Origin of the sequence: Pseudomonas frederiksbergensis (assembly GCF_000802155.2) — a bacterium.
Lineage (GTDB): Bacteria > Pseudomonadota > Gammaproteobacteria > Pseudomonadales > Pseudomonadaceae > Aquipseudomonas > Aquipseudomonas frederiksbergensis_A.
The window spans coordinates 150,187-172,067 of sequence record NZ_JQGJ02000006.1 but is presented as its reverse complement, the minus strand read 5'-3'; the positions used below and the strand labels follow the sequence as shown (position 1 = coordinate 172,067).

The following is a 21,881-nucleotide window of genomic DNA, read 5'->3' as shown; positions in this document are numbered from 1 at the left end:
CCTTTAAGGGTAATTTTAAGGACAAGGCACACCGTTCCATGGAAAAGAACACACCCCATTACGCCTTGGTGGCGATACAGGCGGATGTCAGGCGGCTTAAAGGGAAAGCTTTCACCAGCACTGCGAAGAACACTGCTCGGACGCTTGGTCTAAACGTCTCGGACATGCAGCAGGTCATCCATGGGCTTGAGCGAAAACAATTCTACAAATCGATGACCACCTATGACGATCATCGAGTCTGGCATGACGTCTACCACGCCAATTCACACGGTCTGCAGATTTACCTGAAGGTGACGTACCGCCCCAGCGGAGGCCCTCCGGTAATTTCCTTCAAGGAGCAAAACTCATGAAACACCAACAATGCTTCAGCTGTGGTGCCCCGGAGGGCATGTTGCATTTCGAAGGTCGCGGCGAAACCATCAGCGTCAAGGGACTGGAACGCCGGGTCGATGACTTGTCTGGCTGGGAATGTCAGATGTGCGGCGAAGTCGAGCTCGATTCAAGCTGCTCGGATCGCTACGACCACGCAGGTGATGAGCTGGTCAATGCGGCCAGGGGGATGATCGGCGAAGAGATCAAACGCATCCGCCGCAAACTGCAGTTGTCGCAAAAAGAAGCGGTGTCGTTTTTGTCAGGTGGTGGGCACAACGCGTTTTCCCGCTACGAACGCGGTGAGGTATTGCCATCAAAAGCGTTGGTGCTGCTGATGCGCCTGCTTGATCGCTATCCGCATTTGCTTGCAGATGCACGAGCCCTGGCTGAAGGTGCGGACTTGAGGGGATTCAAGACGACGGTGCACAAAGAGCACGAAACCCTCACGACTCACTGAGTCCGCTGCAAAAAAATAAACCCGGACAAGTCCGGGTTTATTTCACTGCCTAGCGCCGATCAATGCAGGATCTGGCTCAGGAACAGCTTGGTGCGGTCGTTCTGTGGGTTGTCGAAGAAGTCGTTTGGCGCTGCCTGTTCGACGATTTCACCCTTGTCCATGAAGATCACGCGGTTGGCTACGGTACGGGCGAAGCCCATTTCGTGGGTCACGCAGAGCATGGTCATGCCGTCTTCAGCCAGGCCGATCATGGTGTCGAGTACCTCCTTCACCATTTCCGGGTCGAGGGCCGAAGTCGGCTCGTCGAACAGCATGATTTTCGGTTTCATGCACAGGGCACGGGCAATCGCCACACGCTGTTGCTGACCGCCGGAGAGCTGGCCCGGGTACTTGTGCGCCTGCTCTGGAATGCGTACGCGCTCCAGGTAATGCATGGCGATTTCCTCGGCCTTGCGCTTGGGCATCTTGCGCACCCACATCGGTGCCAGCGTGCAGTTCTGCAGGATGGTCAGGTGCGGGAACAGGTTGAAGTGCTGGAACACCATGCCGACTTCACGGCGGATCGCTTCGATCTGCTTGAGGTCGTTGGTCAGCTCCACGCCATCGACCACGATGCGACCCTGCTGGTGCTCTTCCAGGCGGTTGAGGCAGCGGATGGTCGTGGACTTGCCGGAGCCCGACGGGCCGCAGAGCACGATGCGCTCGCCCTGCTTGACGTTCAGGTTGATGTCTTTCAACACGTGGAACTGGCCGTACCACTTGTTGACGCCCTGCATCTGAATAATGCCTTCAGGGCTCACAGGCTGTTTGATCGCTTCACTCATGAGTCAACTCCTAACGCTTGTGGCCAGTGTCCAGCTTGCGTTCCAAATGCATGGAATAGCGGGACATACCAAAACAGAAAATCCAGAACACCAGGGCGGCGAACACATAGCCTTCGGTGGCCATGCCCAGCCATTTCGGGTCGGCGGCAGCTTGTTTCACGCTGTTGAGCAGGTCGAAGAGGCCGATGATGATCACCAGGCTCGTGTCCTTGAACAATGCAATGAAGGTGTTGACGATCCCGGGGATTACCAGCTTCAGGGCTTGCGGCAGGATCACCAGGCCCATGCTGCGCCAGTAACCGAGGCCCATCGCCGCAGCCGCTTCGTACTGGCCCTTGGGAATCGCTTGCAGGCCACCGCGCACCACTTCGGCCACATAGGCCGACTGGAACAGGATCACGCCGATCAGCGCCCGCAGCAGCTTGTCGAAGTTCATGCCTTCTGGCAGGAACAACGGCAGCATGACCGAGGACATGAACAACACCGTGATCAACGGCACGCCGCGCCAGAACTCGATGAAGGTCACGCAGACCACGCGGATCGCCGGCAGGTTGGAACGACGGCCCAGGGCGAGGACGATACCCAGCGGCAAGGCGCCAGCGATACCGACGGTGGCGATCACCAGCGTCAGCATCAGGCCGCCCCACTGGCTGGTCGCCACGGTATCCAGGCCCAGCACGCCGCCGTGCAACAGGCACCAGGCGATGATCGGATACAGCACCAGGAAGCTCAGGCCGTAGACCGCCTTGCGGGGGAAGCGCGAGATGAACAGCGGCGCAACACCGATCACAGCCAGCCATACCGTCAGGTCGACGCGCCAGCGCAGGCCCGTCGGGTAATAGCCGTACATGAACTGGCCGAAGCGCTGCTGGATGAACACCCAGCAGGCGCCTTCCTTGGTGCAGTCGGCCTGGGTGGTGCCGACCCAGTTGGCATCCAGGATCGCCCATTGCAGGATCGGCGGGATGATCAGGTAGATCAGGTAGAACGCAAACAGCGTCAACAGCGTATTGAGCCAGCTGGAGAACATGTTTGCGCGCATCCATGCCACCACACCGATGCTGCTGCTCGGAGGGGGCATGTCGGGTTTGAAAGTATGGGATGTCATGCGCGTTTCCTCACCGCTCGATCAGCGCAATGCGCTTGTTGTACCAGTTCATCAGCAAGGAAATGCTGATACTGATCGCCAGGTACACGCTCATGGTGATCGCAATCACCTCGATAGCCTGGCCGGTCTGGTTCAACACCGTGCCGGCAAACAGCGAAACCATTTCCGGGTAACCGATACCGGCCGCCAGGGAAGAGTTCTTCGCCAGGTTCAGGTATTGGCTGGTCAACGGCGGGATGATCACACGCAGGGCTTGCGGGATGATCACCTTGCGCAGGGTCGGGCCGTTGCGCAGGCCCAGGGAGTGGGCAGCTTCGGTCTGACCGTGACTGACCGACTTGATGCCCGAACGCACGATCTCGGCGATGAACGCCGCGGTGTACACCGTCAGTGCCAAGGTCAATGCCAGCAACTCGGGAATCAGTACCCAGCCACCGACGAAGTTGAAGCCCTTGAGCTCCGGCATTTCCCAGTGCACAGGAGCGCCGAAGACCAGGGCGCACAACGCCGGGATCACCAGGAACAACGCCAGGCCCACCCAGAATTTATGAAACGGCTCGCCAGTCGCTTCGAAACGCTTGTTGGCCCAGCGGGTCATCAGCACGATGGCGACAATCGCCAGCACGACGCTGATCACAAATGGCCAGAACCCGTCCGCCACCAGCGCGGCCGGCATATTCAGGCCCCGGCTGCTGACAAAGAAGGTGTCGCCGAAGTTATGGGCGGCGCGCGGCCCCGGCATGGTCAGGAACACCGCGAAGTACCAGAACAGGATCTGCAACAGTGGCGGGATGTTACGGAAAACCTCCACATACACCGTTGCTAGCTTGGCGATGATCCAGTTTTTCGACAGTCGGGCCACGCCGACTATGAAACCGAGAATCGTCGCCAGGATCACACCGATAAACGTCACCAGCAGTGTGTTGAGCAACCCGATGACAAAGACGCGGGCATAACTGTCCGCCTCGGTGTAGTCGATCAGGGTTTGAGCGATGCCAAAACCGGCACTGCGCTCCAGAAAGCCGAAACCGGAAGTGATGCCCCGGTGTTCCAGGTTGGTTTGTGTGTTATCGAACAGAAACCAGCCCAGCGAAATAACCGCCACGATGGTGACGATCTGAAATACCCACGCACGCACTCGTGGATCGCTGAGGCTGAGCCTCTGCTTAGGTGCGCCGATTGAATTTTGCATGAAGTGCCCCGCAAGGAATGGAACAGAACATCACCCGGTGGTTGGCCCACCGGGTGATAGAACCATCAGCGCACTGGTGGTGCGTATTGAATGCCGCCTGCGTTCCACAGAGCGTTCAGACCGCGATCGATCTGCAGCGGGGTGTCCTTGCCGAGGTTGCGCTCGAACATTTCACCGTAGTTGCCGACTTGCTTGACGATCTGCACGACCCAGTCTTTCGGCAGCTTCAGGTCTTTACCGTATTCACCGTCAGCGCCCAGCATACGGGCAACGTCCGGGTTCTTGGTGGACTTGGCTTCAGCTTCGACGTTCTTCGAAGTCACGCCTGCTTCTTCAGCGTTGAGCATGGCGTAGCCAGTCCAACGCACGATAGCCAGCCACTCGTCGTCGCCGTTACGCACGACCGGGCCCAGTGGCTCCTTGGAAATGGTTTCTGGCAGAACCACGTAGTCCTTCGGCGAAGCCAGCTTGCTGCGCTGGGCGAACAGTTGGGACTTGTCGGAAGTCAGCACGTCGCAACGACCGGATTCCAGCGACTTGGCGCTTTCATCGGAGGTGTCGAAAGTGATCGGGGTGTACTTCAGGCCGTTGGCGCGGAAGTAATCGGACACGTTCAGCTCGGTGGTGGTACCGGCCTGGATGCAGATGGTCGCACCGTCCAGTTCCTTGGCGCTCTTGACGCCCAATTTGCTGTTGGCCAGGAAACCGATGCCGTCATAGTAGGTGATGAAGCCAGGAAACTTCAGGCCCATGCCAGCATCACGGGAGCTGGTCATGGTGGAGTTGCGCGACAGCACGTCGATTTCGCCCGACTGCAGCGCGGTGAAGCGCTCCTTGGCGTTCAACTGGCTGAACTTGACCTTGGTCGCGTCACCGAATACCGCTGCGGCCACGGCGCGGCAGAAGTCAGCGTCGATACCGACGATCTTGCCGGTGGAATCAGGCACCGAGAAGCCCGGCAGGCCATCACTTACACCACATTGCACAAAACCTTTCTTCTGCACGGCATCCAGGGTTGCACCCGCCTGAGCGAACCCGCTGACACCGAGGACTGCTGCTGCAGTCACGACTGCCAGGGTGGATTTCAGTAACTTCATTCAAACCTCCAGTTTTGCTCTTGTTGTGTCGGAGCTCGAGCCCTGTCGCACCCTTTTGAGGCATTGCCGACCCTTGTTGGCTTTTTTTAGGGTCAACCGACGTCTGGGCCTTCGCTATGAGTCTATTAATGAGAGCGCCCATAAACAGCGGCCTGCTCACTTCTCACCAATCGGCCGAACGGGCTGTAGCCCTTCACGTTCGCGAAGCCCGTAGCGGCTATTGGCGAACATCCATCACCGGATTTCTGATATCCCATGCGTCGCGTCGAGCTGATAGTGTTACCGCGCAGCGTAAGAATCATCACTCGGCTAAACCAATAGCAAAGCCCGTACCACACCGCTGCGCTTGTCCCTTACTGGGAACGTCAAGACAAAAAGTTGTAGCATTGCGACATGTAATTAACTGAGGCGCCAGGCGCGCACCGTAAACACGCACTGATTGAGCGCGCCCGCACATTTTTGGAGCACACCATGACCGACCCCTTGATTCTCGAGCCCCCTGGCACCGCCGACGCGTGCGTAATCTGGCTCCACGGCCTGGGTGCCGATCGATACGACTTCATGCCGGTAGCCGAAATGTTGCAGCAAAGTCTGCACACCACGCGTTTCGTCTTGCCCCAGGCACCGACCCAGCCCGTCACGATCAACGGCGGTTATGCCATGCCGAGCTGGTACGACATTCGCGCCCTGCGCCCGGCCCGAGCGATTGACGAAGACCAATTGGAAAGCTCGGCACAGCGGGTCATTGACCTGATGAAAACCCAGCGAGCCTGCGGAATAGACGCTTCGCGAATCTTCCTCGCGGGTTTTTCCCAGGGCGGCGCCGTGGTCTATCACACAGCGTTCGTCAAATGGCAGGGGCCGCTGGGTGGCGTGATCGCCCTGTCCACTTATGCCCCAACGTTCGGCGAAGAACTGCAATTGTCTGCGAGCCAGCAACGCATTCCGGTGCTGGCGCTGCACGGACAATACGATGAAGTGGTACTCAACCCGATGGGCCGGACTGCGAAGGAGTATCTGAAGCAGCATGGTGTCACCGTGACATGGCGAGAATACCCAATGGGCCACGAAGTGTTACCCGAGGAGATTCGCGACATCGGCACCTGGCTGGCCGAGCGGCTGCGCTAAGAGGCCAATCGCCACGTCAACGCTTTGATGAACACACTACGCCGCGCCCGTTTCTTGCATTACACTGGCCGGCGTACATTCCTTAACCAATCGATGAGATGACCGTGCTCAAAGCACTCAAGAAGATGTTCGGTAAAAGCGAGGCCGAGCAGCTCGCGCCTGTTTCCAGCGCGCCAGTCCAAGCCCCGAGCCGCACCGATGCGCAACAACCGCGCCGGACCGCTCCGCCGGTTGCGCAGGCAAAAACAACGCCCACGACCTCCCCCGCTGCCCAGCCCGTCGCCGCACCGGCCGATGAAAAGCCACGCAGCGAAGCGCCAAGGCCACGCCGCGAACGCGCACCAAAACCGCCCGTCGTCGCTTGGAAGCTCGAAGACTTCGTCGTGGAACCCCAGGAAGGCAAGACCCGCTTCCACGACTTCAAGCTCGCCCCCGAATTGATGCATGCCATCCAGGACCTGGGTTTCCCTTACTGCACGCCGATCCAGGCGCAAGTGCTCGGTTACACCCTCGCCGGCAAAGATGCCATCGGCCGCGCCCAGACCGGTACCGGCAAGACCGCCGCGTTCCTGATCTCCATCATTACCCAGTTGCTCCAGACCCCGCCGCCCAGGGAACGCTACATGGGTGAACCGCGGGCACTGATCATCGCGCCGACCCGCGAGCTGGTGGTGCAGATCGCCAAGGACGCCGCCGACCTGACCAAGTACACCGGCCTGAACGTGATGACGTTCGTGGGCGGCATGGACTTCGACAAGCAGCTCAAGCACCTCGAAGCCCGCCACTGCGACATTCTGGTCGCCACGCCGGGCCGCCTGCTGGACTTCAACCAGCGCGGCGACGTTCACCTGGACATGGTCGAGGTGATGGTGCTGGACGAAGCCGACCGCATGCTCGACATGGGCTTCATCCCGCAGGTGCGCCAGATCATTCGCCAGACCCCGCCGAAAAGCGAACGCCAGACCCTGCTGTTCTCCGCCACCTTCACCGAAGACGTGATGAACCTGGCCAAGCAATGGACGACCGACCCGGCCATCGTCGAGATCGAAGCCGAGAACGTCGCCAGCGAAAACGTCGAACAACACATCTACGCAGTCGCCGGTGCCGACAAATACAAGCTGCTTTACAACCTGGTCAACGACAACGGTTGGGAGCGGGTGATGGTGTTCGCCAACCGCAAGGACGAAGTGCGCCGCATCGAAGAACGCTTGGTGCGCGATGGCGTCAACGCCGCCCAACTCTCCGGCGACGTGCCCCAGCACAAGCGCATCAAGACCCTCGAAGGTTTCCGCGAAGGCAAGATCCGCGTGCTGGTTGCCACCGACGTGGCCGGCCGCGGCATCCACATTGATGGCATCAGCCACGTGATCAACTTCACCCTGCCGGAAGTGCCGGACGATTACGTGCACCGTATCGGCCGCACCGGTCGTGCCGGGGCCGCGGGGGTTTCGATCAGCTTCGCTGGCGAAGATGACTCTTACCAGTTGCCGTCGATCGAAGCGCTGCTGGGTCGCAAGATCAGCTGCGAGATGCCGCCGACTCATCTGTTGCGACCGGTTGAGCGTAAGCGGCCTTAACCGCTTGACGAGACAAGAGGCGCAGCCCGCAAAGGCTGCGCTTTTTTTTGCCTGGGGATATTGCCCGATAAAACTAAAAGTCCATAATGGACAAATTAGTTTATACGAGACACTCGGAGCACACGATGACCAGCACGCCTCAAGTCATGACCCAAGCCCAGGCCCGAGCGCTGCTCGAACACGTCGATGTGCCGCAGATCCTGCGCAAGCTGTTCCGCGATCTCGCCGCCGGACAAGCAGTGCAACCAGCCCAGCAGTTGGTGGTTTTCCCTCAAGGCGCCGGGGACTTCATCAATTACCTGGGCGTGCTGGCTGAAGACCAGGTCTACGGGATCAAGACCTCGCCCTATATCGTCCGTGAGCAAGGCCCATTGGTTACCGCCTGGACTTTGCTGATGTCTATGCAGACCGGCCTGCCGTTGTTGCTGTGTGACGCAGCCCTGCTGACAACGGTCCGCACCGCCGCGACGACCGCCGTTGCCATCGATGCCCTCGCTCCCCTCGAGGCCAAGCGCCTGGCGGTAATCGGCAGTGGCGCAGTGGCGCGCGCCCATGTGCAGTACGTCAAGGGACTGCGGGATTGGCAGGGCATCAGTCTCTATTCACCAAGCCTGAGAGACCGGGCACCTGAAGATCTCGCGCTGATCACCGACCTGGACCCACGCCTGCAGATTTGCGACACCCTTGAAGCCGCGCTACAGGACGCCGACGTGGTGATGCTCTGCACCTCGTCCGCCAAAGCGGTGCTTGATCCACAGGCCCTGGTTAAACCTGCGCTGATCACCTCCATCAGCACCAACGCCCCACGCGCCCATGAAGTGCCGCCCGAGCGCCTCAACGATATGGACGTGTTCTGTGACTATCGTCAGACCACTCCGGGCTCGGCCGGCGAGATGCTGATCGCCAGCGAGCAACATGGCTGGCAGGCATCGAGTATCGTCGGTGACTTGCCTGACCTGCTGAGCGAACGGGTGGCGCAGCCGAACTACGAGCGCCATGTGTTCTTCCGCTCCATCGGGTTGGGGCTGGAAGATGTTGCGCTGGCGAATGCGCTGTATCGACTTCATAACTGACACCACTGTAGTCCCGGCGGGATTTCAAACTCTCCGGCACCGTGTTCGACAGGAGCGCTCCATGACACAAGCAGACTTCATCATCATCGGCGGCGGCATCGCCGGTGCCTCCACCGGCTACTGGCTCGCGCCCCACGGCCGGGTCATTGTGCTCGAACGCGAAACTCATCCGGCCTACCATTCCACCGGACGCTCGGCGGCGCTGTACACCGCCGCTTATGGCACGCCACAGGTAAGGGCGTTGACCCAGGCCAGCCGGGATTTTTTCGACGCCCCGCCAACCGGTTTCTGCGAGCATCCGTTGCTCACACCACGCGGCGAGATGACTGTGGATTTCACCGGTGACCCGACCGAACTGAACAACCAATACCTCAGCGCCAAGGCCACGGTGCCGCAGATGCAGCTGCTCAGCGCCGAAGAAGCCTGCGTGCGGCTGCCGATATTGCGGCGGGAAAAAGTCCACGGCGCGATCTATGACCCCACTGCCTGTGACATCGACACCGATGCGCTGCACCAAGGTTACTTGCGCGGCATTCGTCGCAGCGGCGGCGAGGTGCACACCGACAGCGAAGTGCTCGACTTGATCCGGGACGATCAAGGGCAATGGCAGGTCAGAACCGCCAGCCAGACTTTCTGCGCGCCCGTGCTGATCAACGCGGCCGGCGCCTGGGCCGACCAAGTGGCCGAAATGGCCGGTGCGCCCAAGCTGGGGCTGCAACCAAAGCGGCGGGCAGCATTCATTTTCGCCGGCCCCGAGGGCGTGGACATTCATGACTGGCCGATGTTGGTGAGCCTCGACGAGTCCTTCTACATGAAGCCGGACGCCGGCATGTTCCTCGGTTCGCCCGCCAATGCCGATCCCGTCGAGCCTCACGACGTACAGCCCGAAGAGCTGGACATCGCCATGGGTATCTACCAGATCGAAGAAGCGACCACCCTGACCATCCGCCGCCCGACTCGCACCTGGGCCGGACTGCGCAGTTTCGTGCACGACGGCGATCTACTGGCCGGTTTCGATCCACATGTGCCCGGCCTTTTCTGGGTCGCGGCCCAAGGCGGCTACGGCATCCAGACCTCCCCCGCCATGGGCCAGGCCAGCGCGGCCCTGGTGCGCGGAGAACCATTGCCCGAACCCTTGGCCCGTTTCGGCCTGAACGCTGCGATGTTGTCACCCGCACGCCTGGGCGGACCTTCACCAAGGTGACGCATCTCCACGATTGCGGCACACTCCCTCGCGCCCCTGCTTCACGGGGCGCTGACTGCCTGGAGTCCTGTCATGAATGCCCCGCAAGCCGATCCGGCACTGGATAATTTCCGCACTATCGCCGATGCCATCGCCACGCTGTTCTATCCCCACGCTGAAGTGGTGTTGCATGACCTGCGCACGCAACGGGTCGATTACATCGCCAACAACCTGTCCAAGCGCGAAGTGGGCAACGACTCGTCCTTGGAAGACATGCTCAGCGAAGACGTCAGCGAACGAAACATCGGGCCATACGAGAAGTTGAATTGGGACGGCCAGAAAATCCGCAGCCTCAGCAGCGTGCTGCGAGACGCAGACGGCCACCCGCTGGCGGTGCTGTGCATCAACCTGAATATCTCGCTGTTTGAAAACGCCAAGGCAGCGCTGGACCTGTTCTTGTCACCGAGCAAGTTGATTGCACAGCCGGACTCGCTGTTTCGCGATGATTGGCAGGAGCGGATCAACACCTTCCTCCACGCCTGGATGCGCGAGCGTCAACTGAGCCTGAACCTGCTGAACCGCGACCACAAGCGCGAGCTGGTACTGGCACTGCATGCCGAGGGTGCATTCAAGGGCAAGAGCGCGTCCAACTATGTGGCGAACGTGCTGAACATGGGGCGGGCGACGGTGTACAAACATCTGAAGGAGTTGAAGGGCTGAGGTTTGTGTCGCATGGCCTGACGCCTTCGCGAGCAGTCTCGCTTCCACATTTGATTTTGTTGCACACAAATATCGTGCACGACGCAAATTCCTGTGGGAGCTAACCTGCTAGCGAAGGCGATGTATCAGTCTCCGTAGATATCCGACTTGAAATACTTGGCCTGGATCTTCTGGTACTCGCCATTGGCCCTAATCCCGTCGATGGCCGCGTTCAAGTCCGCCACCAGTTGGGTATTGCCTTTGCGCACCGCAATCCCGGCACCCTCACCGACGTATTTCGGATCCTTGAGCTCCGGCCCGACAAACGCGTAGCCCTTGCCACGAGGCATCGACAGGAAATCTTCCAGCGGGATCGTGTCGGCGAAAATCGCGTCCAGGCGCCCCGACGCCAGATCCATGTAGATTTCTTCGTTATTGCTGTAGCGCTTGACCGTCACGCCTTTTGGCTCGAAGACTTCCGTGGCGAAACGATCCGTGGTGGTGGCCCGCTGCACGCCCACGGTCTTGCCCTTAAGGCTGGCGTACTGGTCATCGACTACAGCGCCTTCCTTCATTACCAGCCGCGACGAAGTGAAATAGTACTTGTGGGTGAAATCCACCGACTTCTTGCGCTCTTCGGTGATGGTCATGGACGACAGCGCCAAGTCGATCTTCTTCACCTTGAGGGACGGGATCAGTCCGTCGAACTCCCCTTCGATCCACTCGCACTTGACCTGCATCTGCGCGCACAAGGCATTGCCTATGTCGTAGTCGAAACCTTCGATCTTGCCTTCCGAGGTCTTGGAAGCAAACGGTGGATAAGCGGCCTCGATACCGATGCGCAAGGTTTTCTCGGCGGCGAACAGACTGCTGGAGGCCAACAGGCTCAAGGCCAGGCCGGTAATGAGGGGGAGTTTCTTCATGGTCGTTCTCTCGCGGGTTGTTGTTGGTTTGGCAGAGAAAGGTGGACGCGACTACTTTGTACTTATAAATCCATACTGGACTTTAATGTACATGTCGTCAATTGGATAAACAGGGGAATGCGATGGGAGGCTGCTCGCGAATCGCGCATTCGCAAGCAACAAAAGAATGACAGGCTGCCTACTGCTTCCAGCGATCCGCCGCCGCATGATCACTGTCACGCCCTTCCACCCAGCGCGGGCCGTCGACGGTGTTTTCCTTCTTCCAGAACGGCGCACGGGTCTTGAGGTAATCCATCACAAAGGCGCAGGCGTCGAACGCCGCCTGGCGATGGGCGCTGGCAGCGCCGACAAAAACAATCGGCTCACCCGGCTCCAGGGCGCCGATGCGGTGCAGCACTTCGAGCTTGAGCAACGGCCAGCGCTGCTCGGCCTCGATGGCGATCTTGCCCAGGGCTTTTTCGGTCATGCCCGGGTAATGCTCCAGGAACATCCCCGACACATCGAGACCGTCATTGAAATCACGCACGTAGCCGACAAAGCTCACCACCGCTCCCACGCCGACATTGGCCGCGTGCATCGCATTGACTTCAACTCCCGGATCGAACGGCTCGACCTGCACACGAATGGCCATGGTTCAGCCTCCGGTCACGGTGGGGAAAAACGCGACTTCGTCACCGTCTGCCAATGGTTCGTCGAGCTGGCACAGCTCTTCGTTGCGCGCACACATCAGGTTCTGCTCCTTCAGGACCTCGGCGCCGTCGCGCTGCGCAAGCAACGCGCGCACATCCTCGACGGTGGAAAAATCGCCTTCGACCTGTACCGAATCCACGCCAAGCGCTTCACGATAGCGCGCAAAAAATTTCACGGTGATTTTCATGGGGCATCCGCCTGGAAATGGCCGCTCTTGCCGCCGAGTTTTTCCAGCACCCGCACGCCTTCGATGGTCATGGCACGGTCCACGGCCTTGCACATGTCGTAGATGGTCAGCGCGGCGACGCTGGCGGCGGTGAGCGCTTCCATTTCCACACCGGTCTGCCCCGACAGTTTGCAACGGGCAACGATGCGCACGCGATCCTCACCTTCGGCATTGAGCTCGACCTTGACGCTGGTGAGCATCAGCGGGTGGCAGAGGGGAATCAGGTCGCTGGTTTTCTTGGCAGCCTGGATACCGGCAATACGGGCAACGGCAAATACATCGCCCTTGGGGTGGCCGCCACTGACGATCATTTGCAGGGTGTCGGGCAGCATGCGTACAAAGGCTTCGGCGGTGGCTTCACGGAAGGTCACGGCCTTGTCGGTCACGTCGACCATGTTGGCGCGACCTTGGGAATCGAGATGAGTCAGCACAGGGTTACTCCTGATCAGGAGCAAGGATTGTAAACCCGTGGGTCAGATTCCGGCAGGGCTGATTGTCGCACCCATGTCCATCCTGGATCTGCAAGCTCGCACACAGGGAATTGCCAGCAGCCATAAAAAACCAGGCAACGGTGAGGTTGCCCGGTTCTGATGAATCAATTACAGATGAGACTCAGCGTATTCGGCCAGGATCGAGCGCGGTACGCCTTGCAGGGTGATGTGGACGCCGTTGGGGAAGTCCTTGAAACGTTCGGTCAGGTAGGTCAGCCCGGAGCTGGTCGCGGACAGGTAAGGGGTGTCGATCTGTGCCAGGTTACCCAGGCACACCACTTTGGAACCGGCGCCGGCACGGGTGATGATGGTTTTCATCTGGTGCGGGGTCAGGTTCTGGCATTCGTCGATCAGGATCAGGCTCTGCTGGAAGCTGCGACCCCGGATGTAGTTGAGGGATTTGAACTGCAACGGCACTTTGCTGAGGATGTAGTCGACGCTGCCATGGGTGCTTTCGTCGTCCATGTGCAAGGCTTCGAGGTTGTCGGTGATTGCGCCCAGCCACGGCTCCATTTTTTCCGCTTCGGTGCCGGGCAGGAAGCCGATCTCCTGGTCGAGGCCCTGCACGCTGCGGGTGGCGATGATGCGCCGGTAGCGTTTGCTGACCATGGTCTGCTCGATGGCGGCGGCCAGGGCCAGGATGGTCTTGCCGGAGCCGGCGGCGCCGGACAGGTTGACCAGGTGGATGTCCGGATCGAGCAAGGCGAACAGCGCCAGGCTTTGGTAGATGTCACGAGGCTTGAGGCCCCATGCCTCTTGATGCAACAGGGGTTCCTGATGCAGGTCGAGAATCAGCAGTTTGTCGACCTGGATTTCCTTGATCCAGCCGACGAAGCCTTGTTCGTCAATGATGAATTCGTTGAGGTGCACCGCCGGCAGGTTGTCGATCAGTTGCACCTGGTGCCAGGTGCGCCCGTGGTCCTGACGGGTTTCGACCTTGCTTACGCGGTCCCAGAAGGAGCCGGTCATCGTGTGATAGCCGTTGGGCAGCAGCGACACGTCGTCGACCAGTTGGTCGGTGCTGTAGTCCTCGGCCGCTATCCCGCAGGCGCGGGCCTTGAGGCGCATGTTGATGTCTTTGGTCACCAGCACCACGGCTTGGTCCTTGTTGCGCGCGTGCAGGTCGATCAATTGGTTGATGATGATGTTGTCGTTCAGGTGTTCGGGCAGTACCAGGTTGGGCTCGGTGCGCTTGCTCATCAGGATCGAGAGCAAGCCCTTGGGACCGCTTTTGCCGCGCTGGATCGGCACGCCCAGCTCGACGTCTTCGGGAGAGGCGTCCCCCAGGGTCTTGTCGATCAGGCGGATCGCCTGGCGACATTCGGCCGCCACGCTGTGATGCCCGCTCTTGAGCTTGTCCAGCTCTTCAAGGACGGTCATCGGAAGGGCAACGTGGTGTTCTTCGAAGTTCAGCAGCGCGTTTGGATCGTGGATCAATACGTTGGTATCGAGTACATACAGGATTGGCTGGTTGGAGGAAGGGCTACGTCCGTGGTCATCCATACTCGGTCACCTTTGTGGGGGCCATTCGACGCAATACCGTGACAGTGCTGCGCCTCGAGGTAGCCACCGAATTCACCCGCGACGATTCGGGCGAACTGCACACAATCTGGGTCTTGGAAGACGCCACCTGTGTTGCAGGTTTCGGCGGTCTGACTTCTTGATACTCCAAAACACATGACAGGAAAAAGCACTTTGACGCTTTTTTGAAGTTTATTTTTCAGAGTGACGAATAACCCTTGGCGTACCGCTGCCGCACCGTTAAAGTCGGAAGTCGGGTCGCACCGAATGCGTGCCAGAAAACCCGTCCTGCCCAATGTTTCCGGGACCTTCGTCCCTCAGCGAAACGCGTCCTGACAATCCTCCCAACCGATCCCGCTTTGTGCCGTTTGCGCAATGAGCCAGGGCAGCGCGATTTTCACTGCGTCCTGCTTGGCGTTGAAGTTGATCACGCCATGGCGCCACAACAGCATGAGGGTCAGTGCTCGCTGGGCGCTCTGTTCGGGCTTGAGACGGTTCGCGCTGTCCTGGGGATCAATGTCCCACAGTGCCACTTGCAAACCCTGGGTCCGGAAAAACGATTGCGCATCGCCCCGGCGCTGGCCTTGGGGCGGGCGGAACAGCGGCACGAAGTTCTCCGGCAGCTTGCCCTTGACCAGATCGACGCTGCGCCGCACCGAATCCTGCCAATCCTGCCAGAAACTGTGAGAGCGAAACTCCCAGCCCTGCACGCCGACGCATTGTCGCGAATAAAGGGCCTGGAGATCGTTGACCGAGCGATCCGCAAGCCGCGCCTGGATATCCTTGCCCAGTACGAAGAACGTGCCGTTCATGTTCGATTTGCGCAGGTATTCCGTCAGCCACGGGGTGTTATCCGGCGCGACATTGGCGCCGCTGTCGAAGGTCAGCAAAAACAGCCGGTCGTTCATCTGCTCGCCGTTGCGCTCGTAATCGCCAAAACGCTCGACTTCGCTGCTGACTTGAGGGAACAGGGCCGCCTTGCGCAGCAGTTCATCCCGATAGTGGGTATGGAAGATCCGGCTCGGCTCGGCCCACTTGATGTAATACGAGTTGTCATCGAGCTGGAACCTGCCCGCCTCCTCCTTCAAGGTCCCCATGTCTTCGACCAGATAGCAGAAGGAGGCGTCCAGTTCGCAACTTCGCTGGGCGAAGTTGTAGCTCGATAGCAGGCGTTGCCAAAGCCGTGCGCGCAGCGCGTCGACCGCCGCCATATTGACCGAGCGCAACCCAAGGTACTGCTTGAGCGCCACTTCATCCATGGCGTCGATGTCCAGCAACACCCGGGCGAACATCAGGATTTCGGCCCGCGAGGCGACATCGAACAGCGTCGGGTTGCCGAGTTGCTCAGGCCAGGTGCTGCGGTCCAGGGTGGCGACATCGTTGGGTGCGGCGACCGCAGCGAAACTCAACAACCAGGCCGACAGTAGAAGGACGATACGCAAAGGGGATGTCTCCATAACGAAACCCGCGCGGCATGATAGCTGATCCTGGTGTGACGCTCTTGTGCGACCGCCTCCTTCCTGATGAACCTGGCTTGCTCACCATCCATCCCCTATCAACCCAATAGCTGGAGTCCACCCGTACAACCCCCTAGAATCGCCGCACCCTCAAAGGAGACGTTTGCATGCTGATGGTGATTTCCCCCGCCAAGACCCTCGATTTCGAAACACCGCCGGCCATCGAGCGCTTCACCCTGCCGCAGTACCTGGACCATTCCCAGGAATTGGTCGAGCAACTGCGTGAACTGTCGCCGGCCCAGATCAGCGAACTGATGCACGTTTCGGACAAGATCGGCGGCCTCAACGCCGCGCGGTTCGGCAGTTGGAACCCGGCGTTCACTCCGGCCAACGCCAAACAGGCGTTGCTCGCCTTCAAGGGCGACGTTTATACCGGCCTCGACGCGCAAAGCCTCGGTGAAGCCGATCTCGACTACGCCCAGCAGCACCTGCGCATGCTGTCAGGCTTGTATGGCCTGCTGCGCCCACTGGACCTGATGCAGCCTTATCGCCTGGAGATGGGCACGAAGCTGGCCAACGCCCGGGGCAAGGACCTATATGCGTTCTGGGGCACCCGCATCAGCGAATGGTTGAACGAAGCCCTGGCCGAACAGGGTGACGACGTATTGTTGAACCTGGCGTCCAATGAATACTTCACGGCGGTAAAACGCAGTGCACTGAAAGCACGCGTGATCGATACCGAATTCAAGGATCTCAAGAACGGCCAGTACAAAATCATCAGTTTCTACGCCAAAAAAGCCAGGGGCCTGATGAGCCGATTTGTCATTGAGCAGCGCATCGATGACCCCGCGGCACTCAAGGCATTCGACGTGCAGGGTTATCGCTACAACCCCGAACAATCTTCACCACAAAAACTGGTCTTCTTGCGCGACCACGCCCCGCAATAACGCAACGCCTCTTTCAGGCCCCTATAAGGGGCCTCGATCACACCGCTAGATGTCATCGCAGTTCCCCATACCAATTGACACTTTATTGGCGTCAATAAAACCAACACACCCTGCGCTAACTTTTCTTTCACTCGACAAATGTCAGATTTTTCCGTAGTGGCACGGAAATTTTTCATCGGTAGTGGCACAAAACTATCTACCCTCCCCAACTCCCCGAAACTAAAGGCCAAAATCGCAAGTGCTATCACTATGAGGGCAGTGCCATCTAAGCAGATATTTCGAAAAATTTCGAAAATGGCGATGAGCGGATCGGAACTATGTGAAATTGCACGGCTCATACCACCCGTAACGATTCTCGCCGAGCGTGTACGAGATAACTTACATAGCACGTCGTCCGAAGTAACCGAGTTGTAACGACAACTTAGCGAAACGGTCGTCTAATTGGATCCACCCTAAAAGGACGGGAGATAACGCACCATTACTATCCCCTACAAGGCCAAGGCTGCGCCCCTATTAACGTGCTCACCCGAGCACACAAGCTTCTGATTTTGTGGGCTTTTTGCCAGGAGTCTGAAGTGAAAGATCTTTTGCACGGACGTCCCGCCAACGAGGACTGGCTGCATAACAGGGCAGGTCATAACAACTAGGCCGCTTTGCGCACAACTTGAGTGCAATTATTTAGTCACTCGGAACTTTTGTATGCCTGCACACGGCACTGTGGCGCCTGCATTCCACACTTCCGAGTGCACGATGACCGCTGAACACTATTAACTCCGGCCATTTAATGGCGTGAAAACAGAGGTAAATGCGATGCGCATTAGCATATTTGGTTTGGGTTACGTCGGTGCAGTATGTGCCGGTTGCCTGTCTGCACGGGGCCATGACGTAGTTGGCGTAGATGTCGCCAAAGACAAAATCGACATGATCAACGCGGGTAAATCCCCGATCGTTGAACCGGGTCTTGGCGAGCTGTTGGCGCAAGGCATTCAAACCGGCCGACTGCGTGGTACTACCAACTTCGCCGAAGCAATTCGTGATACTGACCTGTCCATGATTTGCGTTGGCACGCCAAGTAAAAAGAATGGCGACCTGGAACTGAACTACATCGAAGCAGTGTGCCGTGAAATCGGTTTTGTCCTGCGCGAGAAGTCCACCCGCCACACCATCGTGGTTCGCAGTACTGTACTGCCAGGCACCGTTGCCAACGTGGTCATCCCGATCCTCGAAGACTGCTCCGGCAAGAAAGCCGGCGTTGATTTCGGCGTCGCGGTCAACCCTGAGTTCCTGCGTGAAAGCACCGCGATCAAGGACTACGACCAGCCGCCAATGACCGTCATCGGCGAGTTCGACACCGCCTCGGGCGATGTCCTGCAATCGCTGTACGAAGAGCTCGATGCGCCGATCATCCGCAAGGACATCGCCGTCGCCGAGATGATCAAGTACACCTGCAACGTCTGGCACGCCACCAAGGTGACGTTTGCCAACGAGATCGGCAACATCGCCAAGGCTGTCGGCGTCGATGGTCGTGAAGTGATGGACGTGGTCTGCCAGGACAAGGCGCTGAACCTTTCCCAGTACTACATGCGCCCTGGCTTCGCCTTCGGCGGTTCGTGCCTGCCAAAGGACGTGCGCGCCCTGACCTATCGCGCAAGCTCGCTGGACGTCGAAGCGCCGCTGCTCAACTCGCTGATGCGCAGCAACGAATCCCAAGTGCAGAACGCGTTCGACATCGTTTCCAGCCACGACAAGCGCAAAGTCGCCCTGCTGGGCCTGAGCTTCAAGGCCGGTACCGACGACCTGCGTGAAAGCCCACTGGTAGAGCTGGCGGAAATGCTGATCGGCAAGGGCTTCGACTTGAAGATCTACGACAGCAACGTCGAATACGCTCGTGTCCACGGTGCGAACAAGGATTACATCGAGTCGAAGATTCCTCACGTCTCGTCCTTGCTCAACGCCGACTTCGACTCGGTGATCGACAGCTCCGACATCATCATCCTGGGTAACCGCGACGAGAAGTTCCGCGCGCTGACCGAGAACGTACCGGAAGGCAAGCAGGTCATCGACCTGGTTGGCTTCATGTCCAAGGCCACCTCTCCGAATGGCCGGACCGAAGGTATCTGCTGGTAAGTCTGTTTGCCGGCCGGGATTCGTCCCGGCCGGCCTTTCGCCTGCCTTAACCCATCGGGCCGCCCACAAGGCCCGCCCGAGATAGAGACGGATGCAGATTATGCACAGGCTAAAGCACGGCCTGCTTCAGGCCGCCGGTTGGCTGTTTTACTTGAGTTTACTGATGGGCATCGCCACGGCGTTGCCCACGTCCACGTTCGACTCCGAATCCAAGGATTTCATTTTCCTGATCGGTGCCGTGGGCATCTGGCGTTACTCCATGGGAGCGACGCATTTCGTGCGCGGCATGATCTTCCTGTACATCGTCTACCCACACCTGCGCCGCAAGGTACGCAAGTTGGGCAAGGCGGCGGACCCGTCCCATGTGTACCTGATGGTCACCAGCTTTCGCATCGACGCACTGACCACCGCCCAGGTCTATGGCTCGGTGATTCGCGAAGCCATCGAGTGCGGGCTGCCCACCACCGTGGTTTGCTCCATCGTGGAAATGTCCGACGAGTTGCTGGTCAAGAGCCTCTGGGCTCGCATGAACCCACCGGAACACGTCAAGCTGGACTTCGTGCGCATCCCCGGTACCGGCAAGCGTGATGGCCTGGCCTACGGTTTCCGCGCCATCTCCCGCCACCTGCCGGACGATCGCGCAGTGGTCGCGGTGATCGATGGCGACACCGTCCTCGCAGAGGGCGTGGTGCGCAAGACCGTGCCGTGGTTCCAGCTGTTCGGCAACGTCGGCGGCCTGACCACCAACGAGTTCTGCGAAGTACGCGGCGGCTACATCATGAGCGAGTGGCACAAGCTGCGTTTCGCCCAGCGTCACATCAACATGTGCTCCATGGCCCTGTCCAAGCGCGTGTTGACCATGACCGGACGCATGTCCGTATTCCGCGCGACCGTGGTCACCAACCCGGACTTCATCGCCGACGTGGAAAGCGACTCGCTGCAACACTGGCGCCTGGGCCGCTTCAAGTTCCTCACCGGTGACGACAAGTCGAGTTGGTTCAGCCTGATGCGCCTGGGCTACGACACGTTCTACGTGCCGGACGCGGCCATCAACACGGTGGAACATCCGCCGGAAAAAAGCTTCATCAAGGCGAGTCGCAAGTTGATGTTCCGTTGGTACGGCAACAACTTGCGGCAGAACTCCCGGGCCCTGGGCCTGGGTCTGCGGCGTCTGGGCCTGTTCACTTCGGTGGTGCTGTTCGACCAGCGCGTGTCGATGTGGACTTCGCTGCTGGGCCTGACCGTGGCGATCATCGCCAGCGTCAAGTACGGCACCGCGTTCATCCTGGTGTACCTGTTGTGGATCGGCATCACGCGGTTGCTCCTGACCCTGCTGCTGTCGTGCTCCGGACACCGGATCGGCCCGGCCTACCCGGCGATTCTCTATTACAACCAGATCGTCGGCGCGCTGGTGAAGATCTATGTGTTCTTCCGCCTCGATCAACAGTCCTGGACCCGCCAGCCCACCCACCTGACCCGTGATCTCGCCAGCTTTCAACGTTGGTTCAACACCTGGTCGTCTCGGACCATGACCTTCTCCGCCGGCAGCATCTTTGTCGCCGTGCTGCTGACGATGGTCTGACCGAACTTGCCTGAATTAACTAGGAAATCGCCCCTATGAACACCGCCGTCAACGTCAACGTAGTGCATGAATCCGAAGCCCAACGCCAACACGCCCGGGTCAAAATCCCGGCCAAGTTGCGCTTCTTCGGCCCTGACCGTACGCCCATGGAAGTCAAGGTCCTGGACCTGTCCGCCGGTGGGCTGTGCTTCAACGCCGGCCAACTGCCGCTCAAGGTTGGCGAGACCTACAAGGCTCGCCTGCAGTTCGTGATCGACAACCTCGGCCTGGCCATGGACGTGGAACTGCAGATCCGTTCCTACGACCGCCAGACCGGCCGCACCGGTTGCCAGTTCCAGAACCTGGAGCCGCGTGACATTTCGACACTGCGCCACATCATCACCTCGCACCTGGCCGGCGACATCGTTGGCGTCGGTGACGTGCTGGCGACCCTGCAGCGCGACAACTTCACCAAGGCCCGCAAACAGAAAGACGACAACGGCGGCATGAGCGCCTTCGGTCGCCTGCGCGCCGTGACCTTCAGCCTGGGCATCTTCGTTGTCGGCCTGGCGGCGTTCGGTTTCATCTTCAAGTCGGTGTACGGCATGTACTTCGTCAGCCACGCCCAGGCCGGTATCGTCAACGTACCGGGCATGGCCATCACCATGCCGCGCGACGGCACCGTGCAGAGCCTGGTCAAGGCCGACGGCCTGGCCGCCAAGGGCGCTCCGCTGGCGACTTTCAGCACCAGCATGCTGGACGTGCTCAAGGGTCACCTGGACGACAACCAACTGCAGCCGGCCAAGGTTGAAGAACTGTTCGGCAAGCAAATGACCGGCACCCTGACCTCGCCATGCGATTGCATCGTGGCCCAGCAACTGGTTTCCAACGGCCAGTACGCCAGCAAGGGCGACGTGATCTTCCAACTGGTTCCACGCGGTGCCGAAGCCAACGTCGAAGCGCGCTTCTCCTATCGTCAGTTCGGCGACGTGCGTCCAGGTACACCGGTCAGCTTCCAGGTGGCCGGCGAAGACGCCACCCGCACCGGCAAGATCGTCAGCAGCACCAGCCTGAAAAGCGCCGACCTGTCCTCCGATATCCGCGTGCTGATCCAGCCTGACGAAGCCCTCGACAGCGCATTGGCCGGCCGTCCGGTGGAAGTTGTCAGCGATCGTGGCCCAAGCCTGAACTGGCTGATCGACAAAGCCATGGCCGTTGGTCTTTAAGT

At 59.5% G+C, this 21,881-nt stretch carries 21 protein-coding genes; 11 read left to right on the top strand and 10 right to left on the bottom strand.

Annotated features, from left to right (window positions below; all coding sequences use genetic code 11):
* The first annotated feature begins 38 nt into the window (after positions 1 to 38).
* The gene (locus tag JZ00_RS14105; RefSeq protein WP_039591505.1) at positions 39 to 350 is read left to right on the top strand and encodes a type II toxin-antitoxin system MqsR family toxin; all 312 of its coding nucleotides are present in this window, start codon (positions 39 to 41) and stop codon (positions 348 to 350) included.
* Entirely contained in the window at positions 347 to 829 is a 483-nt protein-coding gene (locus tag JZ00_RS14100) for a type II toxin-antitoxin system MqsA family antitoxin (protein WP_039591506.1), read from the top strand. Before JZ00_RS14105 ends, JZ00_RS14100 begins: the two co-directional genes overlap by 4 nt.
* 59 nt (positions 830 to 888) lie before the next feature.
* Here JZ00_RS14100 and JZ00_RS14095 read toward each other — a convergent pair whose 3' ends face one another.
* The 4 genes from JZ00_RS14095 to JZ00_RS14080 all read right to left on the bottom strand — a co-directional run bounded on the left by JZ00_RS14095 (position 889) and on the right by JZ00_RS14080 (position 5,050).
* Positions 889 to 1,653, bottom strand: coding sequence for an amino acid ABC transporter ATP-binding protein (locus tag JZ00_RS14095; protein WP_003178331.1), 765 nt, complete (start codon positions 1,651 to 1,653; stop codon positions 889 to 891).
* A 10-nt stretch (positions 1,654 to 1,663) separates the two neighbouring features.
* The gene (locus tag JZ00_RS14090) at positions 1,664 to 2,761 is read right to left on the bottom strand and encodes an amino acid ABC transporter permease (protein WP_039591507.1); all 1,098 of its coding nucleotides are present in this window, start codon (positions 2,759 to 2,761) and stop codon (positions 1,664 to 1,666) included.
* Positions 2,762 to 2,771: 10 nt separating this feature from the next.
* Positions 2,772 to 3,953: an amino acid ABC transporter permease gene (locus JZ00_RS14085; protein ID WP_039591508.1), complete on the bottom strand. Its 1,182-nt coding sequence runs from the start codon at positions 3,951 to 3,953 to the stop codon at positions 2,772 to 2,774.
* A 65-nt stretch (positions 3,954 to 4,018) separates the two neighbouring features.
* Positions 4,019 to 5,050 carry an amino acid ABC transporter substrate-binding protein gene (locus JZ00_RS14080; RefSeq protein ID WP_039591509.1) on the bottom strand — a complete coding sequence of 344 codons (1,032 nt, stop codon included), beginning with the start codon at positions 5,048 to 5,050 and terminating at the stop codon, positions 4,019 to 4,021.
* Between the two features lie 471 nt (positions 5,051 to 5,521).
* Between JZ00_RS14080 and JZ00_RS14075 the strand changes: the two genes are divergently transcribed.
* The 5 genes from JZ00_RS14075 (at position 5,522) to JZ00_RS14055 (ending at position 10,731) form a co-directional block, all read left to right on the top strand.
* A complete protein-coding gene (locus tag JZ00_RS14075; RefSeq protein WP_039591510.1) occupies positions 5,522 to 6,178 on the top strand; it encodes an alpha/beta hydrolase in 657 nt (218 codons plus the stop codon).
* 98 nt (positions 6,179 to 6,276) lie between these two features.
* Positions 6,277 to 7,755 (top strand): ATP-dependent RNA helicase RhlB, encoded by a 1,479-nt coding sequence (gene rhlB / locus JZ00_RS14070; protein WP_039591511.1) that lies wholly within the window; start codon positions 6,277 to 6,279, stop codon positions 7,753 to 7,755.
* 125 nt (positions 7,756 to 7,880) lie between these two features.
* Positions 7,881 to 8,828 carry an ornithine cyclodeaminase family protein gene (locus JZ00_RS14065; RefSeq protein ID WP_039591512.1) on the top strand — a complete coding sequence of 316 codons (948 nt, stop codon included), beginning with the start codon at positions 7,881 to 7,883 and terminating at the stop codon, positions 8,826 to 8,828.
* Between the two features lie 61 nt (positions 8,829 to 8,889).
* A complete protein-coding gene (locus tag JZ00_RS14060; protein WP_039591513.1) occupies positions 8,890 to 10,032 on the top strand; it encodes an NAD(P)/FAD-dependent oxidoreductase in 1,143 nt (380 codons plus the stop codon).
* Positions 10,033 to 10,104: 72 nt separating this feature from the next.
* Positions 10,105 to 10,731 carry a helix-turn-helix transcriptional regulator gene (locus JZ00_RS14055; RefSeq protein ID WP_039591514.1) on the top strand — a complete coding sequence of 209 codons (627 nt, stop codon included), beginning with the start codon at positions 10,105 to 10,107 and terminating at the stop codon, positions 10,729 to 10,731.
* Positions 10,732 to 10,856: 125 nt separating this feature from the next.
* Here JZ00_RS14055 and JZ00_RS14050 read toward each other — a convergent pair whose 3' ends face one another.
* The 6 genes from JZ00_RS14050 to JZ00_RS14025 all read right to left on the bottom strand — a co-directional run bounded on the left by JZ00_RS14050 (position 10,857) and on the right by JZ00_RS14025 (position 16,003).
* On the bottom strand, positions 10,857 to 11,633 hold the full coding sequence (locus JZ00_RS14050) for an ABC transporter substrate-binding protein (protein ID WP_039591515.1): 777 nt from the start codon (positions 11,631 to 11,633) through the stop codon (positions 10,857 to 10,859).
* A gap of 178 nt (positions 11,634 to 11,811) precedes the next feature.
* On the bottom strand, positions 11,812 to 12,264 hold the full coding sequence (gene moaE / locus JZ00_RS14045; RefSeq protein ID WP_039591516.1) for a molybdopterin synthase catalytic subunit MoaE: 453 nt from the start codon (positions 12,262 to 12,264) through the stop codon (positions 11,812 to 11,814).
* Positions 12,265 to 12,267: 3 nt separating this feature from the next.
* Positions 12,268 to 12,510, bottom strand: a complete 243-nt coding sequence (gene moaD, locus JZ00_RS14040) for a molybdopterin converting factor subunit 1 (RefSeq protein ID WP_039591517.1) — start codon at positions 12,508 to 12,510, stop codon at positions 12,268 to 12,270.
* The gene (gene moaC / locus JZ00_RS14035) at positions 12,507 to 12,980 is read right to left on the bottom strand and encodes a cyclic pyranopterin monophosphate synthase MoaC (RefSeq protein WP_039591518.1); all 474 of its coding nucleotides are present in this window, start codon (positions 12,978 to 12,980) and stop codon (positions 12,507 to 12,509) included. Before moaC ends, moaD begins: the two co-directional genes overlap by 4 nt.
* A 168-nt stretch (positions 12,981 to 13,148) precedes the next feature.
* Positions 13,149 to 14,543: a PhoH family protein gene (locus tag JZ00_RS14030; RefSeq protein WP_039591519.1), complete on the bottom strand. Its 1,395-nt coding sequence runs from the start codon at positions 14,541 to 14,543 to the stop codon at positions 13,149 to 13,151.
* Positions 14,544 to 14,878: 335 nt separating this feature from the next.
* Complete coding sequence (locus JZ00_RS14025; RefSeq protein ID WP_039591520.1) at positions 14,879 to 16,003, bottom strand: polysaccharide deacetylase family protein; 1,125 nt, start codon at positions 16,001 to 16,003, stop codon at positions 14,879 to 14,881.
* Positions 16,004 to 16,185: 182 nt separating this feature from the next.
* On the opposite strand from JZ00_RS14025, the gene yaaA reads away from it, so the two are divergent.
* The 4 genes from yaaA to JZ00_RS14005 all read left to right on the top strand — a co-directional run bounded on the left by yaaA (position 16,186) and on the right by JZ00_RS14005 (position 21,879).
* A complete protein-coding gene (gene yaaA / locus JZ00_RS14020; RefSeq protein WP_039591521.1) occupies positions 16,186 to 16,965 on the top strand; it encodes a peroxide stress protein YaaA in 780 nt (259 codons plus the stop codon).
* Positions 16,966 to 17,775: 810 nt separating this feature from the next.
* Positions 17,776 to 19,092 (top strand): nucleotide sugar dehydrogenase, encoded by a 1,317-nt coding sequence (locus JZ00_RS14015; protein WP_039591522.1) that lies wholly within the window; start codon positions 17,776 to 17,778, stop codon positions 19,090 to 19,092.
* A 100-nt stretch (positions 19,093 to 19,192) separates the two neighbouring features.
* Positions 19,193 to 20,674: a mannuronan synthase gene (alg8, locus tag JZ00_RS14010; RefSeq protein ID WP_411829929.1), complete on the top strand. Its 1,482-nt coding sequence runs from the start codon at positions 19,193 to 19,195 to the stop codon at positions 20,672 to 20,674.
* A 35-nt stretch (positions 20,675 to 20,709) separates the two neighbouring features.
* Positions 20,710 to 21,879, top strand: coding sequence for an alginate biosynthesis protein Alg44 (locus JZ00_RS14005; RefSeq protein WP_039591524.1), 1,170 nt, complete (start codon positions 20,710 to 20,712; stop codon positions 21,877 to 21,879).
* The last annotated feature ends 2 nt before the right edge of the window (positions 21,880 to 21,881 follow it).